This is a genomic window from Pigmentiphaga humi (assembly GCF_900606115.1).
GTDB classification, from domain to species: Bacteria; Pseudomonadota; Gammaproteobacteria; order Burkholderiales; family Burkholderiaceae_B; genus Pigmentiphaga; species Pigmentiphaga humi.
In genome coordinates, this window is sequence record NZ_UWPJ01000017.1 from 201,518 (window position 1) to 225,962 (window position 24,445).

General features: G+C 66.1%; 27 protein-coding genes and 1 other RNA gene. 9 read left to right on the forward strand and 19 right to left on the reverse strand.

The genetic code is table 11. The annotated features are described in order from the left end of the window. Nucleotides 1–3: 3 nt before the first annotated feature. Nucleotides 4–303 carry an antibiotic biosynthesis monooxygenase family protein gene (locus PIGHUM_RS11115; RefSeq protein WP_124079650.1) on the reverse strand — a complete coding sequence of 100 codons (300 nt, stop codon included), beginning with the start codon at nucleotides 301–303 and terminating at the stop codon, nucleotides 4–6. Nucleotides 304–460: 157 nt separating this feature from the next. Between PIGHUM_RS11115 and thiD the strand changes: the two genes are divergently transcribed. Next, nucleotides 461–1,285: a bifunctional hydroxymethylpyrimidine kinase/phosphomethylpyrimidine kinase gene (gene thiD / locus PIGHUM_RS11120; RefSeq protein ID WP_124079651.1), complete on the forward strand. Its 825-nt coding sequence runs from the start codon at nucleotides 461–463 to the stop codon at nucleotides 1,283–1,285. Between the two features lie 46 nt (nucleotides 1,286–1,331). Here the strand turns inward: thiD and PIGHUM_RS11125 are convergent, their stop codons facing one another. Together PIGHUM_RS11125 and thiC are read right to left on the reverse strand one after the other, a co-directional pair. Then, on the reverse strand, nucleotides 1,332–2,117 hold the full coding sequence (locus PIGHUM_RS11125; RefSeq protein ID WP_124079652.1) for a thiazole synthase: 786 nt from the start codon (nucleotides 2,115–2,117) through the stop codon (nucleotides 1,332–1,334). Nucleotides 2,118–2,464: 347 nt separating this feature from the next. Then, nucleotides 2,465–4,378 carry a phosphomethylpyrimidine synthase ThiC gene (thiC, locus tag PIGHUM_RS11130; protein WP_124079653.1) on the reverse strand — a complete coding sequence of 638 codons (1,914 nt, stop codon included), beginning with the start codon at nucleotides 4,376–4,378 and terminating at the stop codon, nucleotides 2,465–2,467. A 418-nt stretch (nucleotides 4,379–4,796) separates the two neighbouring features. Between thiC and PIGHUM_RS11135 the strand changes: the two genes are divergently transcribed. Then, the gene (locus tag PIGHUM_RS11135) at nucleotides 4,797–5,750 is read left to right on the forward strand and encodes a hypothetical protein (protein ID WP_124079654.1); all 954 of its coding nucleotides are present in this window, start codon (nucleotides 4,797–4,799) and stop codon (nucleotides 5,748–5,750) included. A 72-nt stretch (nucleotides 5,751–5,822) separates the two neighbouring features. On the opposite strand, the gene PIGHUM_RS11140 is transcribed toward PIGHUM_RS11135, so the two are convergent. Together PIGHUM_RS11140 and apbC are read right to left on the reverse strand one after the other, a co-directional pair. Further along, nucleotides 5,823–6,917 (reverse strand): helix-turn-helix transcriptional regulator, encoded by a 1,095-nt coding sequence (locus PIGHUM_RS11140; protein ID WP_124079655.1) that lies wholly within the window; start codon nucleotides 6,915–6,917, stop codon nucleotides 5,823–5,825. A gap of 143 nt (nucleotides 6,918–7,060) precedes the next feature. Further along, entirely contained in the window at nucleotides 7,061–8,149 is a 1,089-nt protein-coding gene (gene apbC, locus PIGHUM_RS11145) for an iron-sulfur cluster carrier protein ApbC (protein WP_124079656.1), read from the reverse strand. 138 nt (nucleotides 8,150–8,287) lie between these two features. Between apbC and mobA the strand changes: the two genes are divergently transcribed. From mobA to mobB, 3 genes are read left to right on the forward strand one after another with little or no spacing between them, the layout of a single operon-like run. Then, the gene (gene mobA / locus PIGHUM_RS11150) at nucleotides 8,288–8,875 is read left to right on the forward strand and encodes a molybdenum cofactor guanylyltransferase MobA (RefSeq protein WP_124079657.1); all 588 of its coding nucleotides are present in this window, start codon (nucleotides 8,288–8,290) and stop codon (nucleotides 8,873–8,875) included. 9 nt (nucleotides 8,876–8,884) lie between these two features. Next, the gene (moeA, locus tag PIGHUM_RS11155; RefSeq protein ID WP_124079658.1) at nucleotides 8,885–10,177 is read left to right on the forward strand and encodes a molybdopterin molybdotransferase MoeA; all 1,293 of its coding nucleotides are present in this window, start codon (nucleotides 8,885–8,887) and stop codon (nucleotides 10,175–10,177) included. After that, a complete protein-coding gene (gene mobB / locus PIGHUM_RS11160; protein ID WP_124079659.1) occupies nucleotides 10,174–10,704 on the forward strand; it encodes a molybdopterin-guanine dinucleotide biosynthesis protein B in 531 nt (176 codons plus the stop codon). Before moeA ends, mobB begins: the two co-directional genes overlap by 4 nt. 68 nt (nucleotides 10,705–10,772) lie before the next feature. Here the strand turns inward: mobB and PIGHUM_RS11165 are convergent, their stop codons facing one another. The 3 genes from PIGHUM_RS11165 to PIGHUM_RS11175 all read right to left on the reverse strand — a co-directional run bounded on the left by PIGHUM_RS11165 (nucleotide 10,773) and on the right by PIGHUM_RS11175 (nucleotide 13,764). Beyond that, on the reverse strand, nucleotides 10,773–11,675 hold the full coding sequence (locus PIGHUM_RS11165; RefSeq protein WP_124079660.1) for an NAD(P)-dependent oxidoreductase: 903 nt from the start codon (nucleotides 11,673–11,675) through the stop codon (nucleotides 10,773–10,775). A 109-nt stretch (nucleotides 11,676–11,784) separates the two neighbouring features. Then, a complete protein-coding gene (locus PIGHUM_RS11170) occupies nucleotides 11,785–13,287 on the reverse strand; it encodes a tripartite tricarboxylate transporter permease (RefSeq protein ID WP_124079661.1) in 1,503 nt (500 codons plus the stop codon). Between the two features lie 12 nt (nucleotides 13,288–13,299). Further along, on the reverse strand, nucleotides 13,300–13,764 hold the full coding sequence (locus tag PIGHUM_RS11175; protein ID WP_124079662.1) for a tripartite tricarboxylate transporter TctB family protein: 465 nt from the start codon (nucleotides 13,762–13,764) through the stop codon (nucleotides 13,300–13,302). Nucleotides 13,765–13,990: 226 nt separating this feature from the next. Between PIGHUM_RS11175 and PIGHUM_RS11180 the strand changes: the two genes are divergently transcribed. Then, complete coding sequence (locus tag PIGHUM_RS11180; RefSeq protein ID WP_124079663.1) at nucleotides 13,991–14,332, forward strand: response regulator transcription factor; 342 nt, start codon at nucleotides 13,991–13,993, stop codon at nucleotides 14,330–14,332. A gap of 21 nt (nucleotides 14,333–14,353) precedes the next feature. Here PIGHUM_RS11180 and msrA read toward each other — a convergent pair whose 3' ends face one another. Continuing rightward, complete coding sequence (gene msrA, locus PIGHUM_RS11185; protein WP_124079664.1) at nucleotides 14,354–14,896, reverse strand: peptide-methionine (S)-S-oxide reductase MsrA; 543 nt, start codon at nucleotides 14,894–14,896, stop codon at nucleotides 14,354–14,356. 159 nt (nucleotides 14,897–15,055) lie between these two features. After that, nucleotides 15,056–15,382 carry a c-type cytochrome gene (locus PIGHUM_RS11190; RefSeq protein ID WP_124079665.1) on the reverse strand — a complete coding sequence of 109 codons (327 nt, stop codon included), beginning with the start codon at nucleotides 15,380–15,382 and terminating at the stop codon, nucleotides 15,056–15,058. Nucleotides 15,383–15,607: 225 nt separating this feature from the next. Here PIGHUM_RS11190 and lgt point away from each other — a divergent pair, with 225 nt between their 5' ends. Further along, nucleotides 15,608–16,411, forward strand: a complete 804-nt coding sequence (lgt, locus tag PIGHUM_RS11195) for a prolipoprotein diacylglyceryl transferase (RefSeq protein WP_124079666.1) — start codon at nucleotides 15,608–15,610, stop codon at nucleotides 16,409–16,411. Between the two features lie 8 nt (nucleotides 16,412–16,419). Here the strand turns inward: lgt and PIGHUM_RS11200 are convergent, their stop codons facing one another. From PIGHUM_RS11200 to PIGHUM_RS11235, 8 genes are all read right to left on the reverse strand, one after another. Further along, a complete protein-coding gene (locus PIGHUM_RS11200) occupies nucleotides 16,420–17,166 on the reverse strand; it encodes an SIMPL domain-containing protein (protein WP_246013120.1) in 747 nt (248 codons plus the stop codon). A 25-nt stretch (nucleotides 17,167–17,191) separates the two neighbouring features. After that, entirely contained in the window at nucleotides 17,192–18,010 is an 819-nt protein-coding gene (locus PIGHUM_RS11205; RefSeq protein ID WP_124079667.1) for a sulfite exporter TauE/SafE family protein, read from the reverse strand. Between the two features lie 343 nt (nucleotides 18,011–18,353). Next, a non-coding RNA gene (gene ssrS, locus PIGHUM_RS11210) (6S RNA) lies at nucleotides 18,354–18,534 on the reverse strand. A 62-nt stretch (nucleotides 18,535–18,596) separates the two neighbouring features. After that, nucleotides 18,597–18,899, reverse strand: coding sequence for a cell division protein ZapA (locus PIGHUM_RS11215; protein WP_124079668.1), 303 nt, complete (start codon nucleotides 18,897–18,899; stop codon nucleotides 18,597–18,599). Next, nucleotides 18,886–19,182: a hypothetical protein gene (locus PIGHUM_RS11220; protein WP_124079669.1), complete on the reverse strand. Its 297-nt coding sequence runs from the start codon at nucleotides 19,180–19,182 to the stop codon at nucleotides 18,886–18,888. The genes PIGHUM_RS11215 and PIGHUM_RS11220 overlap by 14 nt, the downstream gene beginning before the upstream one ends. A gap of 125 nt (nucleotides 19,183–19,307) precedes the next feature. Next, nucleotides 19,308–20,150, reverse strand: a complete 843-nt coding sequence (panC, locus tag PIGHUM_RS11225) for a pantoate--beta-alanine ligase (RefSeq protein WP_124079670.1) — start codon at nucleotides 20,148–20,150, stop codon at nucleotides 19,308–19,310. A 57-nt stretch (nucleotides 20,151–20,207) separates the two neighbouring features. Continuing rightward, on the reverse strand, nucleotides 20,208–21,083 hold the full coding sequence (locus PIGHUM_RS11230; protein WP_124079671.1) for a segregation and condensation protein A: 876 nt from the start codon (nucleotides 21,081–21,083) through the stop codon (nucleotides 20,208–20,210). A gap of 11 nt (nucleotides 21,084–21,094) precedes the next feature. Further along, entirely contained in the window at nucleotides 21,095–21,286 is a 192-nt protein-coding gene (locus PIGHUM_RS11235) for a DUF3460 family protein (RefSeq protein WP_124079672.1), read from the reverse strand. Nucleotides 21,287–21,564: 278 nt separating this feature from the next. Here PIGHUM_RS11235 and PIGHUM_RS11240 point away from each other — a divergent pair, with 278 nt between their 5' ends. Then, nucleotides 21,565–21,816, forward strand: a complete 252-nt coding sequence (locus PIGHUM_RS11240; RefSeq protein WP_124079673.1) for a DUF6356 family protein — start codon at nucleotides 21,565–21,567, stop codon at nucleotides 21,814–21,816. 77 nt (nucleotides 21,817–21,893) lie between these two features. Here PIGHUM_RS11240 and metG read toward each other — a convergent pair whose 3' ends face one another. Continuing rightward, nucleotides 21,894–23,957, reverse strand: coding sequence for a methionine--tRNA ligase (gene metG, locus PIGHUM_RS11245; protein WP_124079674.1), 2,064 nt, complete (start codon nucleotides 23,955–23,957; stop codon nucleotides 21,894–21,896). A 124-nt stretch (nucleotides 23,958–24,081) separates the two neighbouring features. Between metG and PIGHUM_RS11250 the strand changes: the two genes are divergently transcribed. Beyond that, nucleotides 24,082–24,417 carry a thioredoxin family protein gene (locus tag PIGHUM_RS11250; protein ID WP_124079675.1) on the forward strand — a complete coding sequence of 112 codons (336 nt, stop codon included), beginning with the start codon at nucleotides 24,082–24,084 and terminating at the stop codon, nucleotides 24,415–24,417. The last annotated feature ends 28 nt before the right edge of the window (nucleotides 24,418–24,445 follow it).

The following is a 24,445-nucleotide window of genomic DNA, read 5'->3' on the forward strand; positions in this document are numbered from 1 at the left end:
GGGTCAGAACGGCTTGGCGATGACGCTGGTGTGGCACACCTCGGGCGGCGCGGCGAAGTAGTCGCCGACCAGCGCGCGCCATGCCTTGAAATCTTCCGAGCCGCGGAAGTGGACGGTGTGGTCTTCCAGGGTTTCCCAGTGCACCACCAGCAGGTAGGCGTTGGCGTCTTCCAGCGTCTGGTGCAGTTCCATGCCATGGCAGCCCTTGGCCCGCTGGAACAGCGGGGCTGCCTCCTGGACGCCGGCTTCGAAGCGTTCCTGGGTGCCGGGCTTGATGGCGATGCGCGCAAGTTCGTAGATCATGGTGGTCCTGGTCCGGGGCGACGTGCTCGAAGGAGCGGGGTAGCCATGTTACCTGCGCGCGGCGCACGCGGCCAAGCGGGCCGGGTATCGGGGCGGACTATACTGGCGGCCCGGCGCACCGCGCCGCTCGTCCGCCGAAAGTGCCCCGAGGATCGCCATGTCTGACGTTCGTTCCATTCCCAAGGCCCTGACCATCGCGGGCGTCGACCCCTCGGGCGGCGCCGGCGTGCTGGCCGACGTCAAAGCCATGAGCGCGCTGGGCGCCTACGCCTGCGGCGTCATCGCGGCGCTGACCGCGCAGAACACCCAGGGCGTCACGGGCGTGCTGCCCATCGACCCGGCCTTCGTCGCGCAGCAGATAGACACCTTGTTCGCCGACGTGCCCGCCGATGGCGTCAAGATCGGCATGCTGGGCAGCCGTCCGGTCACCGAGACGGTCGCGGACCGGCTGGCGCACTGGAAACCGCCCCACGTCGTGCTGGATCCGGTCATGGTGGCCAAGAGCGGCGATTCGCTGCTGGCGCGCGATGCGGTCGGCGCGCTGCGCGAGGCCTTGTTGCCGCAGATCACGATGCTCACGCCCAACCTGCCCGAAGCCGGGGTACTGCTCGAGCAGCGCCCGGTCGAAACCGTCAAGGAAATGCGCCGCGTCGCCGAACGGCTGCGCGAACAGCTGCCCCACCAGGGCCGGCGCTGGGTCTTCCTGAAAGGCGGGCATCTGCCCGGCGACGTGGCCATCGACCTGCTGCACGACGGCGACAAAATGATCGAACTCGCCGCGCCGCGCATCGAAACCAAGAACACCCACGGCACCGGCTGCACCCTGTCGGCTGCCCTGGCCGCCTTGCTGCCGCAATGCGCCGACGTACCCGAAGCCGCGCGCCGCGCCAAAGCCTACCTGACCGAAGCCATCCGCCATGCCGACCGGCTGGGGGTCGGGTCGGGGCACGGGCCGGTGCACCATTTCCACGGCTGGTGGTAGCGCGGCTCCGGCGAACTGGCGAACCGGCTTTCCGGCCCAGCCGGCATCAGGACTGGATCAACCCCGTCGTCGGCGAGCTCGGCGACGCGCTGTACAGCTTCCTGGGCATGCGCCCCGCCCGATAGGCCTCGCGGCCCGCTTCCACGCCTTTCTTCATCGCGCTCGCCATCAACACCGGATCCTGCGCAGCCGCGATAGCCGTATTCATCAGCACCCCGTCGCAACCCAGCTCCATCGCAATGGCCGCGTCCGAAGCCGTGCCCACACCCGCATCGACGATGATGGGCACCCGGGCCTGATCGATGATCAGGCGCAGGTTCCACGGGTTCAGGATGCCCATGCCCGAGCCGATCAGCGACGCCAGCGGCATCACCGCCACGCAGCCGATGTCCTCCAGCATGCGCGCCTGGATCGGATCGTCGGTGCAATACACCATCACCTTGAACCCGTCCTTGACCAGCGTCTCCGCGGCCTTGAGCGTTTCGGGCATGTTCGGAAACAGCGTGTGCGAATCGCCCAGCACTTCCAACTTCACCAGATCGTGCCCATCCAGCAGCTCACGCGCCAGGCGCAGCGTGCGCACGGCATCCTCGCCCGTATAGCAGCCGGCGGTGTTGGGCAGCAGCGTGTATTCGCTGGGGGGAAGATAGTCGAGCAGGCTGGGTTCGCCGGCGTTCTGGCCGATGTTGGTGCGGCGGATGGCGACGGTGACGATATCGGCCCCGCTCGCGTCGATGGCCGCCTTGGTCTGTTCGAAATCCTTGTACTTGCCCGTGCCCACCAGCAGGCGGGAAGAATATGTCTTGCCGGCAAGCGTGAATGTGTCTGTCATTGCTTAATGTCCTGAAATCTCTATCGATGATGCTGGAGCCCTAAGGCCGTGGCATCGTGCTGCTTCAACCGGCTTGGCCCGGCAGGCGGCATGGCGGCATTGGGCCGGCCGTGATTCGGGCGGGATTCGGGGAAGCAAGGGCGGAACTGTTTGAGCGCGGCATTAGGGACAGTCCGGGGGACTGTCCCCGCGCGAGTTTTTCGCCCGCCCCGAATCCCGCCCGAATCACGGGAAGTCCCGGCAAAGCCGGGACCCGGCCCAATGCCGCCATGCCGCCTGCCGGGCCAAGCCGGTTGCGCGGGCCAACAACGCTCTCAATGCAGTGTACCCAAAGCCTCCCCAGCCCCTTACGACCGGTGATAAATCTCCGCCCCCTTCTTCACGAACTCCACCGCCTTCTCCCGCATCCCCTTGTCCAACGCCTCAACCTCGCTCACCCCGATCTGCTCCGCATACTCCCGCACATCCTGCGTAATCTTCATACTGCAGAAATGCGGCCCGCACATCGAGCAGAAATGCGCCACCTTCATCGAATCCTTCGGCAGCGTCTCGTCATGGAACTCCTTCGCCGTATCCGGATCCAGCCCCAGATTGAACTGATCCTCCCAGCGAAACTCGAACCGCGCCTTCGAAAGCGCATTGTCCCGGATCTGCGCGCCCGGATGCCCCTTCGCCAGATCCGCCGCGTGCGCCGCGATCTTGTACGTAATGATCCCGTCCTTCACATCCTTCTTGTTCGGCAGCCCCAGATGCTCCTTCGGCGTCACATAACAGAGCATCGCCGTCCCGTACCAGCCGATCTGCGCCGCGCCGATCCCTGACGTAATGTGGTCGTAGCCCGGAGCGATATCGGTAGTCAGCGGCCCGAGCGTATAGAACGGCGCCTCGTGGCAATGCTCCAGCTGGAGATCCATGTTCTCCTTGATCATATGCATGGGCACATGGCCCGGCCCCTCGATCATCACCTGCACATCGTGCTTCCAGGCCACCTGCGTCAACTCGCCCAGCGTGCGCAGCTCCGACAACTGCGCATCGTCGTTGGCATCGTAGATCGAGCCCGGACGCAGCCCGTCGCCCAGCGAGAAGCTGACGTCGTAGGCCTTCATGATTTCGCAGATCTCCTTGAAGCGCTCGTACAGGAAACTCTCCTTGTGATGCGCCAGACACCACTTGGCCATGATCGAACCGCCGCGCGACACGATGCCCGTCATCCGCTTGGCCGTCATCGGCACGAACGGCAGCCGGACGCCGGCGTGGATCGTGAAATAGTCCACCCCTTGCTCGGCCTGCTCGATCAGCGTGTCGCGGAAAATCTCCCAGGTCAGCTCCTCGGCCTTGCCGTCCACCTTCTCCAGCGCCTGGTAGATGGGTACGGTGCCGATCGGTACGGGCGAATTGCGGATGATCCATTCGCGCGTTTCGTGGATGTGCTTGCCGGTGGACAGATCCATGACCGTGTCGCCGCCCCAGCGGATCGACCAAGTCATCTTCTCCACTTCCTCGGCGATGGACGAACTCACGGCCGAGTTGCCGATGTTGGCATTGATCTTGACCAGGAAGTTTCGGCCGATGGCCATCGGCTCGATTTCCGGGTGATTGATGTTGGCCGGGATGATGGCGCGGCCGCGGGCGATTTCGTCGCGCACGAACTCGGGCGTGATGCGTGCCGGGATGGCGGCGCCGAAAGACTGGCCCGGGTGCTGGCGGCCCAGCAGCTCGGCCAGGCGCTGGCCCTGCGGGCCGCTGGTGCGCAGCGACTCGATGTACTGCTCGCGGCGCAGGTTCTCGCGGATGGCCACGTATTCCATCTCGGGCGTGACGATGCCGCGGCGCGCGTAGTGCATCTGCGTCACGTTGGCGCCGGCCTTGGCGCGGCGCGGGGTGCGGTGCAGATCGAAACGCAGTTCGGCCAGCTTAGGGTCGGCCAGGCGTTCCCTGCCGTAGGCGCTGGTGGGGCCGTCCAGCTGTTCGGTGTCGCCGCGCTCGGCGATCCAGTTCTCGCGCAGCGGGGCGAGGCCCGAGCGGATATCGATCTTCACCGTCGGGTCGGTGTAGGGGCCGCTGGTGTCGTAGACCGTGATGGGCGGGTTTTTCTCGCCGCCGAACATGGTCGGCGTGTCGGCCTGCTCGATTTCGCGGAAAGGCACCCGGATGTCGGGGCGCGAGCCTTGTTCGTAGATCTTGCGGGACTTCGGCAGCGGCTGGATGGCGGCCTGGTCGACCTGCGCCGTGGCGGCGAGGAACTTGGGATTGGCGTTCATGGAAGCTCCAAGAAAGGTTTTCCGGAGCCGAACGAAGGAAGGGATTTTCCGGATGCGCCGCGGCCGGGCCCCTGGCGGGGACGAGGCAGAAGACTGGGCCTTGGAGCGGGAACGCGGGTTCCGCCGGAAAACGCTCCCTGCATCGGCATTATCCGTACAGGTGCTGAGGGTGTTATCTCAACCCGTCGCCGGGCCGCCTTTCGATGGGCGGACCGGACGCCGAGTACCCCTGCGTCACGGGCATAAGTATAGGCTTGCGGCGGCCAAAGTCCAGCGCGAGCCATGCTGCAGTGCGAGGCGGGCGAGCCGCGCCGGTCTCCTTATGATGCGTTTCATCATCCATTCGGATGATGCGCAAGAGACCGCGTGTTTACGACAATGGCCGCCTCGTATGCACCTATTCATTGGGGGATGGTAAATGTCGAAGACGTCGAGTGCTGTCGCTGTGTTGATGACCGCCGGTACGCTGGCCGCCTGCGGCGGCGGCAGCGGCGGGGATAGCGGCGGCGGCGGTGGCGGTTCCACCTCGCTGACGAACAAGCAGATGCAGTGGTACGGCCATGAAACGGCGTTCACGGGCATGGGCGTGTCGCAGGCCATCGAGGGCATCATCGTCCCGGCCATCATGCTGGCCAAGCCGGATGCCGCGAGCGTGGAATGCGATGAAGGCGGCTCGGCCACGGGCATCTGGACGGATGCCGACGACAGCGGCGCGCTCTCGGCTGGCGACACCGTAGCGCTCACCGCGACGGAATGCACGTTCTCCGAAGACGGCATTCCTTTCTCCGGCAAGGCGACCGTCGTGTTCGACGCGGTGAGCGGAGAGGTTTACGACGACAGCGCCGACTGGGCGCTGAAGGCGACCGCCACGCTGGGGGCCGGCGCCATGTTCGACGATACGCTGGCCAGCGGCTCGCTGAAGATGGACATCGCGCACGCCAGCAATGGGACGGCTGCCGACGAGAGCGACGACGTCAATACGGTCAAGGTCGAGACCCCCGAGCTCAAGCTGACGAACAGCTATGGAGGCAAGACCTACCCGGTGACGATCACCAACTATGCCTCGGCATTCGCGTACCGGGCTGCCACCGATACCGAAGAATTCTCCGCGCTGCAGTTCACGGCCAAGGGGGCCGACCCGGTGCTCGGCGCTGCGTTCTCGTACGACGCCAAGCTGGCGAAATCGCCGCTGTCCTATTCCTGGCCGAAGAGCGGTTTCGTGAGCGGCACGCTCGAAACCAAGATCTCTACCGAGACGATCACGACCACCTTCTCCAGCACGTCGGGCAATCCCGGGACGGTCACGTTCTCGTCCAGCCTGGGCGGCGGCACCAGCCTGACCTACGCGCAGTTCGACGACCTGGAGCCCTGACCCGGGCGAGCCGGGTCTCGCTGCCCGCTGGGGGACAGCGGCCCCGCCAAGCGGGTAGCGCGGGGCCGTTTTTCAGAAAGCCTGCCTGAGCAGGCCGAGGCGGTCCAGCAGGCGCAGCAGATCGGATTGCCGCCGCGTATGCGTCTTGTCGAACACGGAGCGCAGCTGGGTGCGCAACGTGTGCAGCGAGAGCTGCATGGACTCGGCCACGGCGGGCAGCGCGTCGTCGTGTCGGAGCAGATGCTGCACCAGGCGGATTTCAGCCGGCGTCAGACGGAACAGGGTGCGCAGCAGCGTGCCGGGCGGAACCGGCTGCCACCGGTCGCCCTGGACCGCCACCATCGCCAGATCGTCGGCGCCGGAGCCCTCGAACAGCGGCGCGAACGGCAGGACGACCATCCGGTCGCCGTTGGCCAGCGTCAGCGCATCCGCGCGGGCGCGATCGCCGTCCAGGCCGCACGCGCCGCGCAGCATCCTGGCCACCGGCGGCGATACATGGGCCGGTCCTGCCGCGAATGGGCAGGCAGGATTGTCGAGCCACCGGCTGGCGGCGGTGTTGGCCTGTACGATCCGGCCGCGGACATCGCAGACGAACAGCGGGAAGGCCAGGCTGTCCAGCATGCCGCGCGAGACGTCGGCGTGGTGCCGTTTGTGCTGCAGCTGCATGCGCAGCGTCTGCGCCTGGCACAGGTGGGGCAGCATGGCATGCATGAGACGCAGATCATGCTGTTCCAGGGGGCCGTGCCCGAGTTCGCGCTGTACCGAGAAGGCAAACAGGCGTCCGTCATGCTCGCCCATGGGAATGAGGGTGTAGCTGCCCAGGCCGTTGGGGTGCATGAAATCGCTGTAGAACGGCATGCGCCGCAGGTTGGGCTCTCCGTGGTAGGCGTAGTCGACGTAGATCTTGCCGGCCGCGAGCAAAGGCACGGCCGCGCGCCCGGGGTCGATTTCCTGCACCTGCGCGAATTGGGCGTTCAGGTCGGCGGGAAATGCGAGGGCCTCGTCGAACGTCACGATACGCGTGGCGAGATGCATGTTCGCTACGCCACTGCTGACCGCTCCGAGCGTATGGCTGAGCCGGACCAGCGCGTCGTCCCACCGGGAAACATCGAGTATGCCGCTGTAGAGCTGCTCCACGAGCTGGAGCACGTGTTCGTTGTCATCCATCGTCCGCACTGCGACGCCGCCCCTCCCTGGGTATCGTGGGAAGACCGCTTCTCCGCGCTGCCGGCGCCTGGGCGCGAAGATAGGGTCAAACCCCGCTTTTCCCCATCATACCGGACTGCCGAGGGTGCCCAGCCGCATTGCGCTCAGGACTGGGTGCTGATGGAAATCGTCGGGAACCTGGACGAGAAGTCCTTGTTCTTGTCCGCGATGGCGATGGCCACCTGGCGCGCCACGTTCTTGTAGAGGCCCGCGACTTCGCCTTCCGGATCGGCGACGACCGTGGGCCTGCCGCTGTCGGCCTGCAGCCGGATGTTGATGTCCAGCGGCAGCGCGCCCAGGTACTCCACCTGGTATTCGGCCGCCATCTTCTTGCCGCCGTCGGCGCCGAAGATGTGCTCGACGTGTCCGCAGTTGCTGCAGACGTGCACGGCCATGTTCTCGACCACGCCGAGGATGGGCACGCCGACCTTCTCGAACATCCGCACGCCCTTGCGCGCATCCAGCAGCGCGATGTCCTGCGGCGTGGTGACGATCACCGCGCCGGTGATGGGCACGCGCTGGCTCAGGCTGAGCTGGATGTCGCCGGTGCCGGGCGGCATGTCGACGATGAGGTAGTCCAGGTTCTTCCAGTTGGTCTGGCGCAGCAGCTGGTCCAGCGCCTGCACGGCCATGGGGCCGCGCCAGATCATGGCTTCGTCGCGCGCGACCAGGAAACCGATGGAAATGACCTGCACCCCGTAGTTTTCCAGGGGCTCCATCGACTTGCCGTCGAGGCTGGCGGGCTTGCCTTCTATGCCCATCATCTGCGGCTGGCTGGGGCCGTAGATGTCGGCATCGAGCAGGCCCACGCGCGCGCCTTCGGCCGCCAGCGCCAGCGCCAGGTTGGCGGCGGTGGTGCTCTTGCCCACGCCGCCCTTGCCGGAGGCGACGGCGACGATGTTCTTGACGCCGGGCAGCAGCTGCACGCCGCGCTGCACGGCATGGGCGACGATGTCGCTGCGCACGTTGACGCTGACGTTGCCCACGCCCGGCACCGTGCGGGCCGCGGCGATCAGCGCGCTGCGCAGCGCCGGGACCTGGCTCTGGGCGGGGTAGCCGAGCACCACGTCGAAGGAGACGTCGGCGCCGTGGATTTCCAGGTTCTTGATCGCGCGCGTGGAGCCGAAGTCCTTGCCGGTGTTGGGATCGACGACCGCTTGCAGGGCCTGGAGGAGGGAGTCGGAAGTGGCCATGGGGCTCGGGAATGCTGAATGGTGTGGTGGCATGGCGGCGCGAGGCGCGCCGCCTGTCTCGATAAGGGATATTAGACCACCTCGGCGCCAGGCGCGGGAATGGCGGATGGCGGGGAGGCCTCGTCTATACTCGACCGCATGATCGACAAAGAATCCACGACCGGCTTGGTCCTGGCCGGCGGCCAGGGCCGCCGCATGGGAGGCGTGGACAAAGGCTGGCGGGATTTGCGCGGCGAGCCGCTGGTCGGCCTTGCGCTGCGCCGGCTGGCGCCCCAGGTGGGCCGGGTCGCGATCAGCGCCAACCGCAACCTGGCCGCGTATGCGGCCCTGGGCGTGCCGGTCTGGCAGGATTCCGTGCCGGGGTATGCCGGGCCGCTGGCGGGCATGCTGACCGGGCTGGAGCAATGCGCCACGCCTTATCTCGCCGCCGTGCCCTGCGATACGCCGGGGTTTCCGGAGGATCTCGTACAACGGCTGGCGCAGGGGCTGGAAGCGGCGGATGCCGAGATCGCCGTGGCCGCCACGTCCGGGCCCGGAGGCTTGCGGACCCAGCCGGTGTTCTGCCTGATGGCCGCCACGCTCAAAGACAGCCTGGCGCGTTTCCTGGCCGGCGGCGGGCGCAGGGTCGATGCCTGGACCAGGCTGCACCGGCGCGCGGAGGTCTTGTTCGAGGACGCTGCCGTCTTCGCGGGCGCCAACACCGAGGCCGAACTGCAGCGCTTGTGAACGATAGATATGACTGAACCCAGCCCGCCCTCGCTCGAAGCGATCTCGTCCTGTGTTGCCGGCTACGACCCGCACGACCTGCCGGTCGCGCAGGCGCGCGAGTTCATCCGGCAAATGGTGCCGCACGTGGCTGGCGTGGAGATGCTGGCTTTGCGCTCGGCGCTGGGACGGGTCCTGGCGCGCGACGTCGTGTCGGCCATCGACGTGCCGCCGCAGGACAACGCCGCGATGGACGGCTATGCCTTGCGCGGCCAGGACCTCGCGGAGCAGGGCGAGACCGTGCTGCGCGTGGTCGGCAGCGGCTTGGCGGGACAGGCGTTCGCCGGACGCGCCGCCCCGGGCGAGTGCGTGCGCATCATGACGGGCGCGGTCATCCCCGAAGGCCTGGATACGGTCGTGCCCCAGGAGCTCGTACGCCGCGAGGGCGATCGCATTGCGATAGCCGCCGGCGTGGCCAGGGTGGGCGACAATCGCCGCCGGGCCGGCGAGGATCTCGCCCGGAGCGAGACGGCGCTGGCCGCCGGGCGCTTGCTGCGGCCGGCCGACCTGGGGCTGCTGGCCTCGCTGGGGATGCCGGAGGTGCCGGTGCTGCGCCGGCTGCGCGTGGCCTTTTTCTCCACGGGCAATGAATTGCGCTCGGTCGGCGAGGCGCTCGGGCCGGGCTGCGTGTACGACAGCAACCGCTATACGCTGTGGGGCATGCTGCATCGCCTGGGCGTCGAGGTGCTGGATCTGGGCGTGGTGGCGGACGATCCCGCCGCGCTGGAGAGCGCTTTCCTGGATGCGGCGGCCAATGCCGACGTGGTCATTACGTCGGGCGGCGTCAGCGTCGGCGAGGCCGACCACACGAAAGCCGTGATGTCGCGGCTGGGCGAAGTGCTGTTCTGGCGCATCGCCATCCGGCCGGGCCGGCCGATGGCGATCGGCCGTATCCGCTCCGGCGCGCGCCAGGCCGTCCTGTTCGGGCTGCCGGGCAATCCGGTGGCCGTCATGGTGACCTTCTACGCGCTGGTGCGCGATGCGCTGCTGGCGATGAGCGGCGCCCGGCCCGAAGCTCTGCCGCTGGCGCGCGCGTTCTGTACCGCGCCCATCCGCAAGCGGCCGGGACGCACCGAATACCAGCGCGGAGTCGTCGCGCAGGCCGATGACGGGCGCCTGCAGGTGAGCACCACGGGCGCGCAGGGGTCGGGCATCCTGCGCAGCATGAGCCAGGCCAACGCGCTGATCGTGCTGGGGCATGACCAGGGGGACGTCGCGGCCGGCGAGGTCGTCAGCGTGCTGCTTTTCGAGGGTCTGACATGACGCGCGTCATCGGCTTTGCCGGCTGGAGCGGCGCGGGCAAGACGACGGTGCTGGCGGCATTGATCCCTGTGCTGAAGGACCGGGGCTACCGGATCTCGACGCTCAAGCACGCCCATCATCATTTCGACGTGGACAAGCCCGGCAAGGATTCCTACCGGCATAGGGAGGCGGGGGCCTCCGAGGTCCTGGTGGCGTCCGGCCGCCGCTGGGCGCTGATGCACGAATTGCGGGACGAAGCCGAGCCGCGGCTGGATGAATTGCTGCGCCTGTTCTCGCCGGTGGATTTCATCCTGGTCGAGGGCTTCAAGCGCGATCCGCACGTAAAGATCGAAATCTACCGCGAATCCAACCGCAAGCCCTGGCTGTATCCGGAGGATCCCGGTATCGAAGCGCTGGTCAGCGATGCAGCGCCGCCGGGCGGGGCGGCGCTGCCGGTCGTGGCGCCGCATGACCTGGGGGCTATTGCCGCGCTGGTGGAGCGGCTGGCCTGGCCGCTGGAACGGACCCTCGCCGCGCTGGCGCGGTAGGGCGCCGCCAGGCGCAGCGGCTGTGTGGCCGTGCGGCCTGACGCGTTGCAGGCCGACCGAGTGCCGGATCAGCGCAGCCGCTTGACCAGCGACGAGGTGTCCCAGCGGTTGCCGCCCATTTGCTGCACGTCGGCGTAGAACTGGTCCACCAGCGCGGTGACGGGCACGCGCGCGCCGTTGCTGCGGCTCTCGTCCAGCACGAGGTTCAGGTCCTTGCGCATCCAGTCGACCGCGAAACCGAAGTCGAACTGGCCGTCCACCATGGTGGCGCCGCGGTTCTCCATTTGCCAGCTCTGCGCCGCGCCCTTGGAGACGACGCCCAGCACCAGCTTCATGTCCAGGCCGGCTTTCTGTCCGAAGGCAATGCCTTCGGACAGGCCCTGGACCAGACCGGCGATGCAGATCTGGTTGACCATCTTGGCGAGCTGGCCCGAGCCGGACGTGCCGATCAGCGTAACCGCTTGCGCATAGGCCATGGCGACCGGCCGCATGCGCTCGAAGGCATCGGCCTCGCCGCCGCACATGACGGTCAGCACGCCGTTGACCGCGCCTCCCTGGCCGCCTGAGACCGGCGCATCGATGAAGGCGATGCCCTGTTCTTGCGCGACGGCGTGCAGCTCGCGGGCGACCTTGGCCGATGCCGTGGTGTGGTCGACCAGCAGCGTGCCCGGCTTCATGCCCGCCAGCGCGCCATCGGGACCGAGCACCACACTGCGCAAGTCGTCGTCGTTGCCGACACAGATGAAAACCACGTCCGCGCCGTGCGCGGCTTCGCGCGGCGTGGGGGCGCCGGTGCCGCCGAATTCCTGCACCCAGTCCCGGGCCTTGGCAGGCGTGCGATTGTAGACGCACACCGTATGACCGGCCTGGGCCAGATGGCCGGCCATGGGGAAGCCCATGACGCCCAGTCCGATGAAAGTGACGTTGAGCGGCGCGGCGGCCTCGTAGGTCTTGGTTCCGATCGATGGCATGTGTTGGTCTCCTGCCGAGAGTGTACCGTGGGCCTTGGCAAAAAAAAGGCGTCCCGTGGGACGCCTTGCGCTATCGAAGCGCCGTGCGCGAGGCACGGCGGTTTCGTCATCAGTCTTCGACGAAGGTTTCTTCGCGCTTCTTGCGGATCGCGGGCGAGGCCACGATCAGGATCAGCAGCAGGGCGAAGGCCAGCAGGGTCGCCGACAGCGGACGGGTCACGAAGGTCGTGAAGTCGCCGCGGGACAGCAGCAGAGCACGGCGGAAGTTTTCTTCCATCATCGGGCCCAGCACCAGGCCCAGCAGCAGCGGGGCGCCTTCGCACTTCAGCTTGGACCAGATGTAGCCGACCACACCGAAGGCCGCCGTCATCCAGATGTCGAACACGTTGTAGTTCAGCGTGTACACACCGATCGAGCAGATCAGCAGGATGGCCGGGAACAGGATGGGATAGGGAACCTTCAGCAGCTTGACCCAGATGCCGATCAGCGGCAGGTTCAGGATCACCAGCATCAGGTTGCCGATCCACATCGAGGCGATCAGGCCCCAGAACAGGTCCGGGTTCGAGGTCATGACCTGGGGGCCCGGCTGGATGTTGTGGATGGTCATGGCGCCGACCATCAGGGCCATGATCGCGTTGCCCGGGATACCGAGGGTCAGCAGCGGGATGAAGGAGGTCTGCGAGCCGGCGTTGTTGGCCGATTCCGGACCCGCCACGCCGCGGATGTTGCCCTTGCCGAAGCTGGAGGGATCCTTGGCGAGCTTCTTCTCGACGGTGTAGGACGCGAACGAGGACATCACCGCGCCGCCGCCGGGCAGGATGCCCAGGGCCGAACCGATGGCCGTACCGCGGATGACGGCGGGAGCCGCTTCCTTGATGTCGCTCCAGGTCGGGTACAGGTGGCCGATCTTGTCCAGGAAGACTTCGCGGTCTTCCTTCATCTCGACGTTGTTGATGATCTCGGAGAAGCCGAACACGCCCATGGCCACGGCGGCGAAGTCGATGCCGTCGGTCAGCTCGGGGATGCCGAACGAGAAACGCGCCACGCCGGAGTTCACGTCGGTGCCGACCATGCCGATCAGCAGACCCAGCAAGATCATGCAGATCGCCTTGGTCAGCGAGCCGGAGGCCAGCACCACGGCGCCGATCAGGCCCAGGCACATCAGCGAGAAGTATTCGGCGGGACCGAACTGGAACGCGACTTCGGCCAGCGGCGGCGCGAAGGCGGCGATCAGCAGCGTGCCCACGCAACCGGCGAAGAACGAACCGAGCGCGGCGATTGCCAGCGCCTGTCCGGCTCTGCCGTTTCGCGCCATCTGGTAGCCGTCCAGGCAGGTCACCACCGCCGAGGTTTCGCCGGGCAGGTTGACCAGGATGGCGGTGGTGGAACCGCCGTACTGCGCGCCGTAGTAGATGCCGGCCAGCATGATCAGGCCGGCCACGGGCGGCAGCGCGTACGTGATGGGCAGCAGCATCGCGATGGTCGGGACGGGGCCCAGGCCGGGAAGCACGCCGACCAAGGTCCCGATCAGGCAGCCCAGGAAGGCGTAAATGATGTTCTGGAACGTCAGTGCCGTCCCAAAACCGAGTGCCAAGTGCTCAATGACTTCCATGAATGGCTTTCCTTAGTTCATGCCGAGAAACGAAGGCCACAGCGGGAAGATCAGACCCAGGCCCACAATGAAGATGAAGTGAATGGCCACCACCAGGCAGATCCCGTTCAGGATGGCGACCTTCCACTTGAACTCGTGGCTGGCCATGCTGGAGAGCACGACGAGCAGGAAGGCGGAAACGTAAAGGCCCAGGTAGCGCAGCAGAATGCCGAACAGGACCACGTTGCCGATGATGACCCCCAAGGTCTTGTAGTTGAACTTGGCGACTTCGGTGCGTTCGGCCTTGGGCGACAGGCCGGCAATGGCGACGACCGCGCCGAGGACGGCCAGGATCACGCCAAGCCAGAACGGAAAGTACCCCGGCCCCATCTTGGCCGCGGTTCCCATCTGGTATTCCACGGCGAACGTGGCAAAAAACAGGCCGAGGATGACGAACATCACCCCGGCCCAGAAGTTTTGTTGAGACTGTATGCGCATTGGAAGTGGGCTCCTATCTGACTTCACTTGCAAGGCGGGCATGTTAGCTCACGGCGCGCCCGCATGAATAAGGAAATTGCTCGTTACGAGTCGGGGTTTTCCCGAAAAACGATGGATTGGCACAACTTTGTGCCGATTTGAGCCATGGGATGTTCAGACTCCTGTCAGTGTTGACAGATGATTTGGCCGCCTTTCGTATGCCAGACTGTTTCGCACGGCGCTGCGTATGAGCGCCGCCACGGTCCGCAAGACAGATTTCGACAGAAAGACAAGGAAAGCGATGCAGTGGGAGCACGAGGGGCAGGACTGGATGAGGGCATTGACGCCGCGCGAACGCGAAGTGATGGATCTGCTGATGGAGGGGCGCGCCAACAAGGTGATCGCCGACAGGCTGGGGATCTCGATCCGCACCGTAGAGGTCCATCGCGCGCGGGTGCTGTCCAAGCTCGGGGTAAGGAATGCGGTGGAGCTGGTCTGGATGGTGCACTACCAGCGCCTGTCGAGTGCGCCGGCCTATGGGCTGCGCGTGGCCGAACCCGACGCCGGACAGCCGGAGGCGCCGCGTTAGCGGCACGTCCGCCTGCGCGCATCATTGCTTGAGTTTGTGTGCGAAGCTCTTGCGCATCTTGGCCACTTTGGGTGCGACCACGAAGGCGCAGTAGCCCTGGCCGGGATTGCGAAGGAAGTAGTCGCGGTGGTAGTCCTCGGCGGGCCAGACCGTCGCGGGCGGCAGCAGCTGGGTGACGATGGGGGCGCCGAATACGCCGCGGGCGTCGAGGTCGGCGATCACTTCGCGCGCCGCCGCTTCCTGTTCCGGGTTCTGCCAGAAGACGGTCGACCGGTATTGCGGCCCGACGTCGTTGCCCTGCCGGTCCATCGTGGTCGGATCGTGCGAGGCGAAGAAGATCTCGAGCAATTCGCGGTAGCTGGTCACGGCCGGGTCGTAGGTGACGGTGACGACCTCGACGTGGCCGGTGCCGCCATCGCAAACCTGGTGATAGGTGGGGTTGTCGACATGTCCGCCGGCATAGCCCGAGTCGGCGCGGATCACGCCCTCGATCTGCTGGAATACGGCTTCAATGCACCAGAAACAACCGCCGCCGAATACGGCTTGCTCGATCTGTGCGCTCATGATGGCCTCGTGTGGCGAAGTGGAGGAAGCCGGCCGCCCGGGCCGGACCGATACTGGGTCAGAGATGCAATCCGCGCCAGGGTTCCAGGCCGATTGCGTTGCTCTATATAGTATGTCGCAGCCGTATAGGCGGTATGCGGAGAACGTATACCGAATGCGTCAAGGCTTGAGCGTCAGGATCCACTGGGCGAGCTGCCGGGCTTCGGCCTCGCTGACGTTGGTCTGCGCCGGCATGGGGATCGCTCCCCACTTCTTGAAGCTGCCCCGGAGTATGGACCGGGTCAGCTTGTCGACGGCCTCGGGGTCGTTGGCGTAGCGCTGCGCAACGTTCTGGTAGGAAGGGCCGACGCGCTTGGCGTCGACGCGATGACAGCCCAGGCAGTTCTTGCTGTGGATCAGGTCGGGGCCCGTGGTCTGGGCGCCCGCGGCCATGTGCAGGACAAGCAGCGCAAGCAGCGCGCCCAGGCGAATGGGACGAACGGACATCTGTACTCCGGATGAAGGCGCGCGCATGTGCACGCCGCGTTCCAAGAAAGCCGTAGTGTAGCCAGTCGGGGTGGCGCGGACGCGGTTCCCGGCCCGGCTGCGTCGATCTGTCACAGGCAGGGGCGTATCCTCCGGGGCGGCGCGCGAGGGCGTTATCATCGCGGCATGCTCAACATCCGCGGCCGGGATGGCACGTGCCCGGCCCTTTCATGGAAGCGTATTCCGATGCTGGTTCATCCGCAGTTTTCCCCTATCGCACTGGAGCTCGGTCCTTTGGCGATACGCTGGTACGGCCTCATGTACCTGGTCGCTTTCGTGCTGGCCTGGACGCTGGGCCGCTGGCGCATTCGCCACGGCAAGACGGCGTTGACGGCGCGCGACCTGGATGACCTGCTGTTCTACTGCGTGCTCGGTGTGGTGCTGGGCGGCCGTCTGGGTTACGTGCTGTTCTACAAGCCGGCCTACTACCTGGTGCATCCGCTCGAGATCCTCGAGGTGTGGCACGGCGGCATGTCTTTCCATGGCGGGCTGATCGGGGTACTGCTGGTCATGGCGCTGTTCGCGCGCAAGCGCGGCCTGCGCTTCTTGCAGGTGGGGGATTTCGTGGCGACGCTGGTGCCGCTCGGCCTGGCGGCGGGCCGGCTCGGCAATTTCATCAACGGCGAATTGTGGGGCCGTCCCGGCACGGTGCCTTGGGCGATGGTGTTTCCGCAGGCGGGCGACGGCCTGGCGCGCCACCCTTCGCAGTTGTACGAGGTCGGGCTCGAAGGGCTGCTGCTGTTCGCCATCGTATGGCTGTTCGCCAGCAAGCCGCGGCCGGTGGGGCAGGTCAGCGCGGTGTTCCTGATGGGCTACGGCCTGTTCCGCTTCCTGGTCGAATACACGCGCGAGCCCGACAGTTTTCTCGGCGTGCTGGCCGCCGGGCTGAGCATGGGGCAGTGGCTGTCCCTGCCCATGATCATCGCTGGCGCGGCGATGTTCGTCTGGGCGCGGCGCGGCGGCGATACCCTCGCGCCGCGCCGTTCCTGAAGCATCGCCTATTGCAGGTAGACCGTGCCGCGCACCGACACGGTTACGTTGGACTTGCCGCCTTCCAGCGGCAGGTCGGCCGTCTTGGCTTCGGCCGAAGCGGCCATGGCATAGGCGCGCGGCATGGGCGTAACGGTGCCCGCGCCGCTCAAGTCCAGCTGCTTGACGGCGTAGCCGGTGAAGCCGAAAGCCTTGGCGGCCTGCGTCGCACGCGTATTGAAGGCCTGGGCGGCTTCGTTGAGCAGGCGCTGCTCCTCGGCTTCGCGCGCCTCGCGCGAGAGCGAGAAAGCCACGTTGGAGACGGCCATCTGGCGGCTCAGTTCGCCGGCCAGCTTGCTGGCGGCCGCGAAGTCGCGCGATTCCAGGATCAACTCCGCCCGGCCGCGCCAGCCGGTAATGCGGCCGTTGCGGTCGGTGTTCGCCCAGACGTTGTAGTTGCCGCTGCGTGCGGTGACGGCCTGGTCGCGCCTGGCCTGCGCCAGCGTGGATTCGAGTACCTGATTGAGCTGCTGCGACAGCTTGGCCTGGTCGGCGCCCTCGATTTCGTTGGACAGCGTGATGGTGACCTTGTCCTGCGCCACTTCCGAAGTCGCCGCGGCGGACAGCGAGAGCGTGGGCCGCGTATTGGCCGCGTCGGGGGCGGCCTGGAGGGCGGTCTGCGCGGCGGCCAGGGCCGGCAACGCCGCGGCCGCGGCCAGTGCTGCGCTGCAGCCGATCCGGCGCAGCAGGGAAACGGGGTGGCGAAATTCCATCATTGGCTATCCTTGTTATTGATTCTGTTCAAGCCCCCAGCGTTGTCACGGCCTTGTACAGCATGTAGGCCGCGAGCAGCATCAGCAGGCAGGCGAAAATGCGCTTGAGCGAGCGCACCGGCAGCTTGTGCGCGGTGTGCGCGCCGAACGGCGCGGTCAGCACGCTCGAGACGATCAGTGCGAGCAGTCCGGGCCAATAGACATACCCGAGCATGCCGGGTTGCGTGATCGCCTGCTGCATGCCTGACCAGATGTAACCCGCGGTGTTGGCCAGCGCAATGGGAAAGCCCAGCGCCGCCGAGGTCGCGACTGCGTTGCGCAGCGGCACGTTGCACCAGGTCATGAAAGGGACGGACACAAATCCGCCGCCCGCTCCCACCAGTCCCGACAGGAAGCCGATGCCCGCGCCCACCGCGGACGTGCCCGCGGCGCCGGGCATCTGGCGCGTAGGCGTGGGCTTCTTGTCCAGCAGCATCTGGATGGCCGAATAGCCGACGAAGAGCGCGAACACCAGCGCCAGCCAGCCGGTCTTGAGCACCGAGAAGATCGCGCCGCCCGCCAACAGGCCGCCGATCACCAGGCCCGGCGCGAACCTGGCCACGATGTCCCAGCGCACGGCGCCGCGTTTGTGATGCGCGCGCACGCTGGAGATCGAGGTGAACAGGATGGAGGCCATGGACGTGGCGATCGCCGCATGGACGATCAGCTCGGTGGGCAGTCCCTGCCAGCTGAACAGCATGGTCAGGAACGGCACCATGATCATGCCGCCGCCGATACCGAGCAGCCCGGCCGCAAAGCCTGTGCAGGCGCCCAGCACCAGCAGGGCGAGGATGAATAAGGGATCCATGGGTAAACGTCGTCTCCGTAGGCAAGAATTGGCGAGCGACCTCAGACTGGATCGCTGTCGTTATACGAACCAACGGGCAAGAATACCAGGAGACCCAATGCACATGCCCGAACGCGGGCGCGCATTCGCAGCAGTGCGTTCAAGCAGTAGAGGGAAGGAGTAGAAGCGCGGACCAAAGGCAATCCGCAACACACCAAGTTCCACGAGGCCGTGGTGAGAGAACCCAGAGCACCGCGGATCCGGCTTTGCCGGTCCGCCAGTGCTGCCCCCTTGAGGGGGCCCGCGTAAGCGGGTAGGGGGTGTGCCTCCCTTCGCGCGTGAGCGCGTACGGGGGGGCTAAATGGGGTTCCCCGCCTGTGTCGCTAGGCCGGCATCTTGAACCGGGGTTCAAGGTGGTCGCGGTCAGCCTCGCTTCGGGTTCGTCTGACGGAGAGACGATCACGCCCGCGGGCAATTTCCACAACCTCATGCCATAAGCATGGGTCCAAGAAATATAAGGCCAAACACGAACACGGCAGGGAAAACTGATCATACTCGTTTGCGCGGACGGGAAAAGCTCCGCACAAACATCAAAACAGCATCGAACTCAAAACAATTTTTCTTGGCTGCCCAAGGCGGCATCGACCATGCGATGCATGTCTTCGATTTTACGCTTGTAGTCGCCGACTGCAAGCCGCGCGTCGGGCGATTTGGCCTGCAGCAGCTCGCCGGCCAATTGTAGCGCAGCCATGACCGCGATGCGCTCGTTGCCGGCGATCTTGCCGCTGGCCCGGATGCGTTGCATGGCACGATCGACCATGTTGGCCGCATTCAGCAGGGCTTCCTTTTCAGCAGGCTCGCAGGCCAGCGGATATTCCTTGCCCAGTATCGTGACGTCAAGGCGTTCCATATAGACTCCGGGCGCCCGGCTCGGCGCCATCTGCTGCGGTGGAAGAATCGTCCTCGGCGGCTTCGGCCTCGCCTTCGGCTTCTTCGGCCGGCTCGGCGGGCAGCCGGGCCAGCACCTGATCGACCCGGGTCTGGGCAGAGGCCAGCGTCTCTCGCAGCATGTGGATGTGCGCGTCGCGCTGCGCAAGGCTCTTGCCCAAGGCCGCGTTTTCATCGCGCAGGCTTTGCGTGAGCGCCGTGAGCTGGCTGATGCGGCTGGCGAGAAGGTCGAGATCTTCGATCATGGGCGTATCGTAAACCATCCAGAGCCGGGGATTGTAGCGAACACCCGGTGGACGGGAACCCCGCCGCGGCGCCCTGTATCAATTGCTTGCAAGGGTTGTGAGACTTGGTCGGCGCCGCGCGGGCATCACAGCTCCAGGTTGTCGATCAGCCGGGTGGCGCCGAGCTTGGCGGCGGCCAATGCGACCAGCGGTTCGCCCCGGTCCACTTCCTCTTGCGTGGGCGCGAGCAGGTCGCGCTGGCGGCGCACGGCGATGTAGTCGACGTTCCAGCCGCGTCCTGACAAGGTGTCGGCGGCGTTGCGCGCCAGCGCGGCCACGTCGCGGCGGCCGCCGCGCAATTCGGCCTGGATGCGCTGCAGGGTGGCGTAGAGCACCGGGGCTTCGGCGCGTTCGTCCGCGCTCAGGTAGCCGTTGCGCGAGGACAGCGCCAGGCCGTCCTGGGCGCGCACGGTTTCCTGCGGCACGATTTCCACCGGCAGCTGGAACTGGCGGCACATGGCGCGCACGATCATCAACTGCTGGTAATCCTTCTTGCCGAACACGGCCACGCGCGGCTGGACACAGGACAGCAGCTTGAGCACGACGGTGGATACGCCGGCGAAGAAGCCCGGCCGGAACTCGCCTTCGAGGATGCCGCCGAGGTCGTCGGGCGGCTGGACCCGGAAGTTCTGCGGCTCGGGATACATCTCGCGTTCGTCGGGAGCGAACAGAGCGTAGACGTTGCGGTCGCGCTCGAGCTTCTCGATGTCGGCCGGCAGCGTGCGCGGGTAGCGGTCGAAGTCTTCGTTGGGGCCGAACTGCAGGCGGTTCACGAAGATGCTGGCGACGACCGGGTCGCCATGCTGTCGGGCGGTCTTCATCAGCGCCAGGTGGCCCTCGTGCAGGTTGCCCATGGTCGGGACGAAGGAAACCCGCAGTTGGCCGCGCAGTTGATCGCGCAATTCTTCGATGGTGTGGACGACCTTCATGGTATTGGCTGGGTAGGAAAAGGGTGGCGGGCCGGCCGGCGCGGCGGGCGCGGGGCCTCAGTGGGGTTGTACGGAAGTGAAGGCCAGGCGGACGTAGATCGGCGCGTAGGGCTCGGCCTGCGTGATTTCCAGCAGCGATTCGCGCGCAAGTTCCAGCATCGCGATGAAGTGGACCACGATGACGGGCACGCCCGCGCCGTCGTGCACGCGCTCCATGAACAGCTCGGTGAACTCCATGTAGCGCACGCTCTGCAGCCGGCGCAGGATCTGGCTCATGTGGTCGCGCACCGACAGTGCTTCGCGCGAGATGTGATGGTGCGCGTTGAGCTTGGCGCGCTTGACGATGTCGGCCCAGGCGTCGCGCAACTCGTCCGCGTCGACGTCGGGCAGGCGGCGCTGCGTGGTCTGTTCCAGCAGCACCTGGGTGCGCACGAAGTCGCGGCCCAGCTGCGGCAGGCGGTCGAGCCGCTGCGCGGCCAGCTTCATCTGTTCGTACTCGAGCAGCCGGCGCACGAGCTCGGCGCGGGGATCCTCGACGTCTTCCGCGGTGTCGGCCTTGCGCACCGGCAGCAGCATGCGCGACTTGATTTCGATCAGCATCGCGGCCATGAGCAGGTACTCGGCGGCCAGTTCTAGGTTGTGCTTGCGTATCTGGTCCACGTAGGACAGGTACTGGCGCGTGACCTCCGCCATCGGGATGTCGAGCACGTTGAAGTTCTGCTTGCGGATCAGGTAGAGCAGCAGGTCGAGCGGCCCTTCGAAGGTTTCGAGGAAGACCTCGAGCGCATCGGGAGGAATGTAGAGATCCTGCGGCAGGGCGAACAGCGGTTCGCCGTAGAGCCGAGCAATGGCCACGCCGTCGACGACGTCCGGGGTGCTGTCGACCGCGGGGTCAGCCAATGCGGCCAGCCCTTTGTCCGGGGAGGATCCCATGCCGGGGCGTGTCAGTCGTCGGTCTGATAGACATACGGCTTTTGCGGCACGGCCGCGGCCTTGAAGCCATCGACGACTTCCAGGTCGATGTTCTTGTCCCACAGACGGGCGCGCCCCTGCTTTTGCCGGGCTTCCAGGTTGGGGCGCTGCTGCTTGAGGTCTTGCAGGAATTGGGTGATGTCGGATTCGTAACTCTTGGCCATGACTAACCTTTGTTCTGGCATGCCGCGCCGCCGAGGGCGCGTACCGGCGCCGTCGGCGGCGCTTCGCACCCGGGAGTTTACTGCACCGCGGGCCGGCGAGGCCGGCGCGAGGGCCGCTCGAAGCGATAGGATTCCCGAGATGTTGAATTTCGCTTATTTTATAGAATATGGAGAAAAAAATTCTCTTTTATGGGGAATCGGCGGCGATATTTGCAGTAATTTTGCCAGGACGACTTGATAAAGTATTCACCATTGCACAACACCTCGAGATCTTCGCCATGAGCAACTGGTCGTTTACTTCGCACCCCGAGTCCGTCGGCGAGACGTATTTCGAACACCTGGCCGCCTCGTGGGGCTTCGCCTTCAAGATGCTGGCCGGCGCGCTGGCCGGCCTGGTGCACGGCCTGTTCCCTTTCCTGTGCGTGAGCACCGGGTCTTCCATCGTGCGCAAGCTGAACGACCGCATGGTGCTGAACCGCGTCAAGCACGGCCGCATGCCAGGGCAGCCGTCCGAGGCTGGCGGGCGCTGAGCGGCGCCGCTTTTCCGCCGTTTTCGTCTGTCTCTTCCTGATGCCCGCCTGCGATGCAGGCGGGTATTCGCGCTGGGTCAGCGCACCCGCATGCCAGGCTGGGCGCCGGAGACCGGCTCGAGCACGTAGATGCCCGGGTTGGCTTTTTCGTCGCCATGGCTGGCGGCCAGCACCATGCCTTCGGAAACGCCGAATTTCATCTTGCGCGGCGCCAGGTTGGCGACCATGACCGTAAGCTTGCCGATCAGGTCTTCGGGCTTGTAGGCCGACTTGATGCCCGAGAACACGTTGCGCATGCGGCCTTCGCCGACGTCCAGCGTCAGGCGCAGCAGCTTGTCCGAGCCGGCGACGTGTTCGCAATCGACGATCCTGGCGATGCGCAGGTCGATCTTGGCGAAGTCGTCGATCGTGATGGTGGGCGCGATGGCCTCGCCGCCGGGCTCGACCGCAGCGGGCGCGGGCGGCGCGGGGGGCTCGAACAGCGCGTCGAGCAGCTTGGGATCGACGCGCTGGGCCAGGTGCTGGTAGGGCGCGATGCGCTGCGGCGGCACCGCCACGTCGCGCCATTCGAAGTCGCGGTCCAGGCCGAACAGTTCGCGCGCCACGCGGCTGGCGAGCGCCGGCAGCACCGGCGCCAGCATCACCGACAGCGCTTTGAAGCCGACCATGGTGCGCGAGCAGATCTCGTGCAACTGCTGCTTCTTGGCGGCGTCGTCCTGCTGCTTGGCCAGCACCCACGGCTGGGCCGTGTCGAAGGCCTGGTTGATGCGGTCGGCCGTGGCCATGATCTCGCGGATGGCCTTGCCGTACTCGCGCGCTTCGAAGGCATTGCGCACCTGCGTGGCCGCCGCGTTGAGCTCGGCGTCGAGTTCGACCGGCACGCCGCCTTCGAAGCAGAGCTGGCCGTCGAAATGCTTGATCAGGAAGTTCGAAGCGCGGCTGGCGATGTTGACGTACTTGCCGACGAGGTCGCTGTTGACGCGCGCGACGAAATCCTCGGGGTTGAAGTCTATGTCTTCGACATGGGCGTTGAGCTTGGCGGCGATGTAGTAGCGCAGCCATTCGGGATTCATGCCGAGTTCGAGATAGCGCAGCGGCGAGATGCCGGTGCCGCGGCTTTTGGACATCTTTTCGCCGCTGACGGTGATGAAGCCGTGCACATGCAGGCCGTCGGGCGTCTTGCGCTGCGCGAAGTGCAGCATGGTCGGCCAGAACAGCGCGTGGAAATAGATGATGTCCTTGCCGATGAAGTGGTACTGCTCGGTGTCGGATTGCGGGTCGAGCAGGGCGTCGAAATCCAGGCCGGCCTTGGCGCAATAGGCCTTGAGCGAGGCCAGGTAGCCGACCGGCGCGTCGAGCCAGACGTAGAAATACTTGCCGGGCGCGTCGGGGATCTCGATGCCGAAGTAGGGGGCGTCGCGCGAGATGTCCCAGTCGGCGAGCTTGCCTTCTTCGCCCAGCCATTCGCGGGTCTTGGCGTAGACCTCGGGCTGCAGGCGCGGCGAGCCGTTGCCGTTGACGCTGCCGGTCCATTGCTGGAGGAATTCGACGCAGCGCGGGTCCGACAGCTTGAAGAAGAAGTGGTCCGAGCTTTTCAGGACCGGCGTGGCGCCGGTCAGGGTCGAATAGGGATTGCGCAGGTCGGTGGGCGCGTAGACCGCGCCGCACACTTCGCAGGAATCGCCGTACTGGTCTTTGGCGCCGCACTTGGGGCATTCGCCCTTGATGTAGCGGTCGGCCAGGAACATGCCTTTGACCGGGTCGTAGAACTGTTCGATGGTGCGGGTTTCGATCAGGCCGGCATCGCGCAGGCGCAGGTAGATCTGGCGCGACAGTTCGGTGTTTTCGTCGCTGTCGGTGGAGTGCCAGTGATCGAACCGGACATGGAAGCCCTGGAGGTACTTGGGGCGTTCGGCGGCGATGCGCTGGACCAGTTCGCGCGGGGTGATGCCTTCGGATTCCGCCTTGAGCATGATGGGCGCGCCGTGGGCGTCGTCGGCACAGACGAAGTGCACCGTGTGGCCCTGCATGCGCATGCTGCGGACCCAGATATCGGCCTGGATGTATTCCATGATGTGGCCGATGTGGAAAGAGCCGTTGGCATAGGGCAGAGCGGTGGTGACGAATAAGGTGCGCGACATGAGCGGAGAAAGAGGGCGAAAAAAGGTTGGACCGGATCGATTTTAGCCGGTGGCGGGCATTTACACCTTGTACGCGGCCGGCCCGCGCTTATTTGTCATACTGAGGCGAACAAGGAGAAGCGCCATGCCCTTCAGCACCGTCTATTCGAGCGACGCCCCTTCCCGCGAGGAAGTCGACGCCTGGCAGGAGCCCGCCGTACTGGAGTTCGGCACGAACTGGTGCGGCTACTGCCAGGCGGCGCAGCCCGCCATCGCGCAGGCATTCGCTGGCCACGAGAGCGTGCGGCACGTCAAAGTGGAAGACGGCAAGGGCCGCCCGCTGGGACGGTCGTTCGCGGTGAAACTGTGGCCGACGCTGATCTTCCTGGACCAAGGCCGCGAAGTCGCCCGCCTGGTGCGCCCGGCCGATCCCGGCGCGATCACGGACGCGCTGACGCTGGTCGACCGCCCCCATCTCTAGTGCAGCTCCCGTCTCCGCACCCACAAAA

Excerpts from the sequence above, each read along its gene's own strand:
- PIGHUM_RS11125 (WP_124079652.1), bottom strand. The coding sequence starts at position 2,117 with ATGACAGACACATTCACGCTTGCCGGCAAGACATATTCTTCCCGCCTG.
- PIGHUM_RS11200 (WP_246013120.1), bottom strand. The coding sequence starts at position 17,166 with ATGATGGAATTTCGCCACCCCGTTTCCCTGCTGCGCCGGATCGGCTGC.
- lgt (WP_124079666.1), top strand. The coding sequence starts at position 15,608 with ATGCTGGTTCATCCGCAGTTTTCCCCTATCGCACTGGAGCTCGGTCCT.
- PIGHUM_RS11220 (WP_124079669.1), bottom strand. The coding sequence starts at position 19,182 with ATGATCGAAGATCTCGACCTTCTCGCCAGCCGCATCAGCCAGCTCACG.
- PIGHUM_RS11205 (WP_124079667.1), bottom strand. The coding sequence starts at position 18,010 with ATGGATCCCTTATTCATCCTCGCCCTGCTGGTGCTGGGCGCCTGCACA.
- thiC (WP_124079653.1), bottom strand. The coding sequence starts at position 4,378 with ATGAACGCCAATCCCAAGTTCCTCGCCGCCACGGCGCAGGTCGACCAG.
- PIGHUM_RS11115 (WP_124079650.1), bottom strand. The coding sequence starts at position 303 with ATGATCTACGAACTTGCGCGCATCGCCATCAAGCCCGGCACCCAGGAA.
- PIGHUM_RS11175 (WP_124079662.1), bottom strand. The coding sequence starts at position 13,764 with ATGCGCATACAGTCTCAACAAAACTTCTGGGCCGGGGTGATGTTCGTC.
- PIGHUM_RS11215 (WP_124079668.1), bottom strand. The coding sequence starts at position 18,899 with ATGGAACGCCTTGACGTCACGATACTGGGCAAGGAATATCCGCTGGCC.
- metG (WP_124079674.1), bottom strand. The coding sequence starts at position 23,957 with ATGTCGCGCACCTTATTCGTCACCACCGCTCTGCCCTATGCCAACGGC.
- moeA (WP_124079658.1), top strand. The coding sequence starts at position 8,885 with ATGACTGAACCCAGCCCGCCCTCGCTCGAAGCGATCTCGTCCTGTGTT.
- thiD (WP_124079651.1), top strand. The coding sequence starts at position 461 with ATGTCTGACGTTCGTTCCATTCCCAAGGCCCTGACCATCGCGGGCGTC.
- PIGHUM_RS11240 (WP_124079673.1), top strand. The coding sequence starts at position 21,565 with ATGAGCAACTGGTCGTTTACTTCGCACCCCGAGTCCGTCGGCGAGACG.
- mobA (WP_124079657.1), top strand. The coding sequence starts at position 8,288 with ATGATCGACAAAGAATCCACGACCGGCTTGGTCCTGGCCGGCGGCCAG.
- PIGHUM_RS11190 (WP_124079665.1), bottom strand. The coding sequence starts at position 15,382 with ATGTCCGTTCGTCCCATTCGCCTGGGCGCGCTGCTTGCGCTGCTTGTC.
- PIGHUM_RS11235 (WP_124079672.1), bottom strand. The coding sequence starts at position 21,286 with ATGGCCAAGAGTTACGAATCCGACATCACCCAATTCCTGCAAGACCTC.
- PIGHUM_RS11180 (WP_124079663.1), top strand. The coding sequence starts at position 13,991 with ATGAGCGCCGCCACGGTCCGCAAGACAGATTTCGACAGAAAGACAAGG.
- PIGHUM_RS11135 (WP_124079654.1), top strand. The coding sequence starts at position 4,797 with ATGTCGAAGACGTCGAGTGCTGTCGCTGTGTTGATGACCGCCGGTACG.
- msrA (WP_124079664.1), bottom strand. The coding sequence starts at position 14,896 with ATGAGCGCACAGATCGAGCAAGCCGTATTCGGCGGCGGTTGTTTCTGG.
- panC (WP_124079670.1), bottom strand. The coding sequence starts at position 20,150 with ATGAAGGTCGTCCACACCATCGAAGAATTGCGCGATCAACTGCGCGGC.
- apbC (WP_124079656.1), bottom strand. The coding sequence starts at position 8,149 with ATGGCCACTTCCGACTCCCTCCTCCAGGCCCTGCAAGCGGTCGTCGAT.
- PIGHUM_RS11250 (WP_124079675.1), top strand. The coding sequence starts at position 24,082 with ATGCCCTTCAGCACCGTCTATTCGAGCGACGCCCCTTCCCGCGAGGAA.
- PIGHUM_RS11140 (WP_124079655.1), bottom strand. The coding sequence starts at position 6,917 with ATGGATGACAACGAACACGTGCTCCAGCTCGTGGAGCAGCTCTACAGC.
- PIGHUM_RS11170 (WP_124079661.1), bottom strand. The coding sequence starts at position 13,287 with ATGGAAGTCATTGAGCACTTGGCACTCGGTTTTGGGACGGCACTGACG.
- PIGHUM_RS11230 (WP_124079671.1), bottom strand. The coding sequence starts at position 21,083 with ATGGGATCCTCCCCGGACAAAGGGCTGGCCGCATTGGCTGACCCCGCG.
- PIGHUM_RS11165 (WP_124079660.1), bottom strand. The coding sequence starts at position 11,675 with ATGCCATCGATCGGAACCAAGACCTACGAGGCCGCCGCGCCGCTCAAC.
- mobB (WP_124079659.1), top strand. The coding sequence starts at position 10,174 with ATGACGCGCGTCATCGGCTTTGCCGGCTGGAGCGGCGCGGGCAAGACG.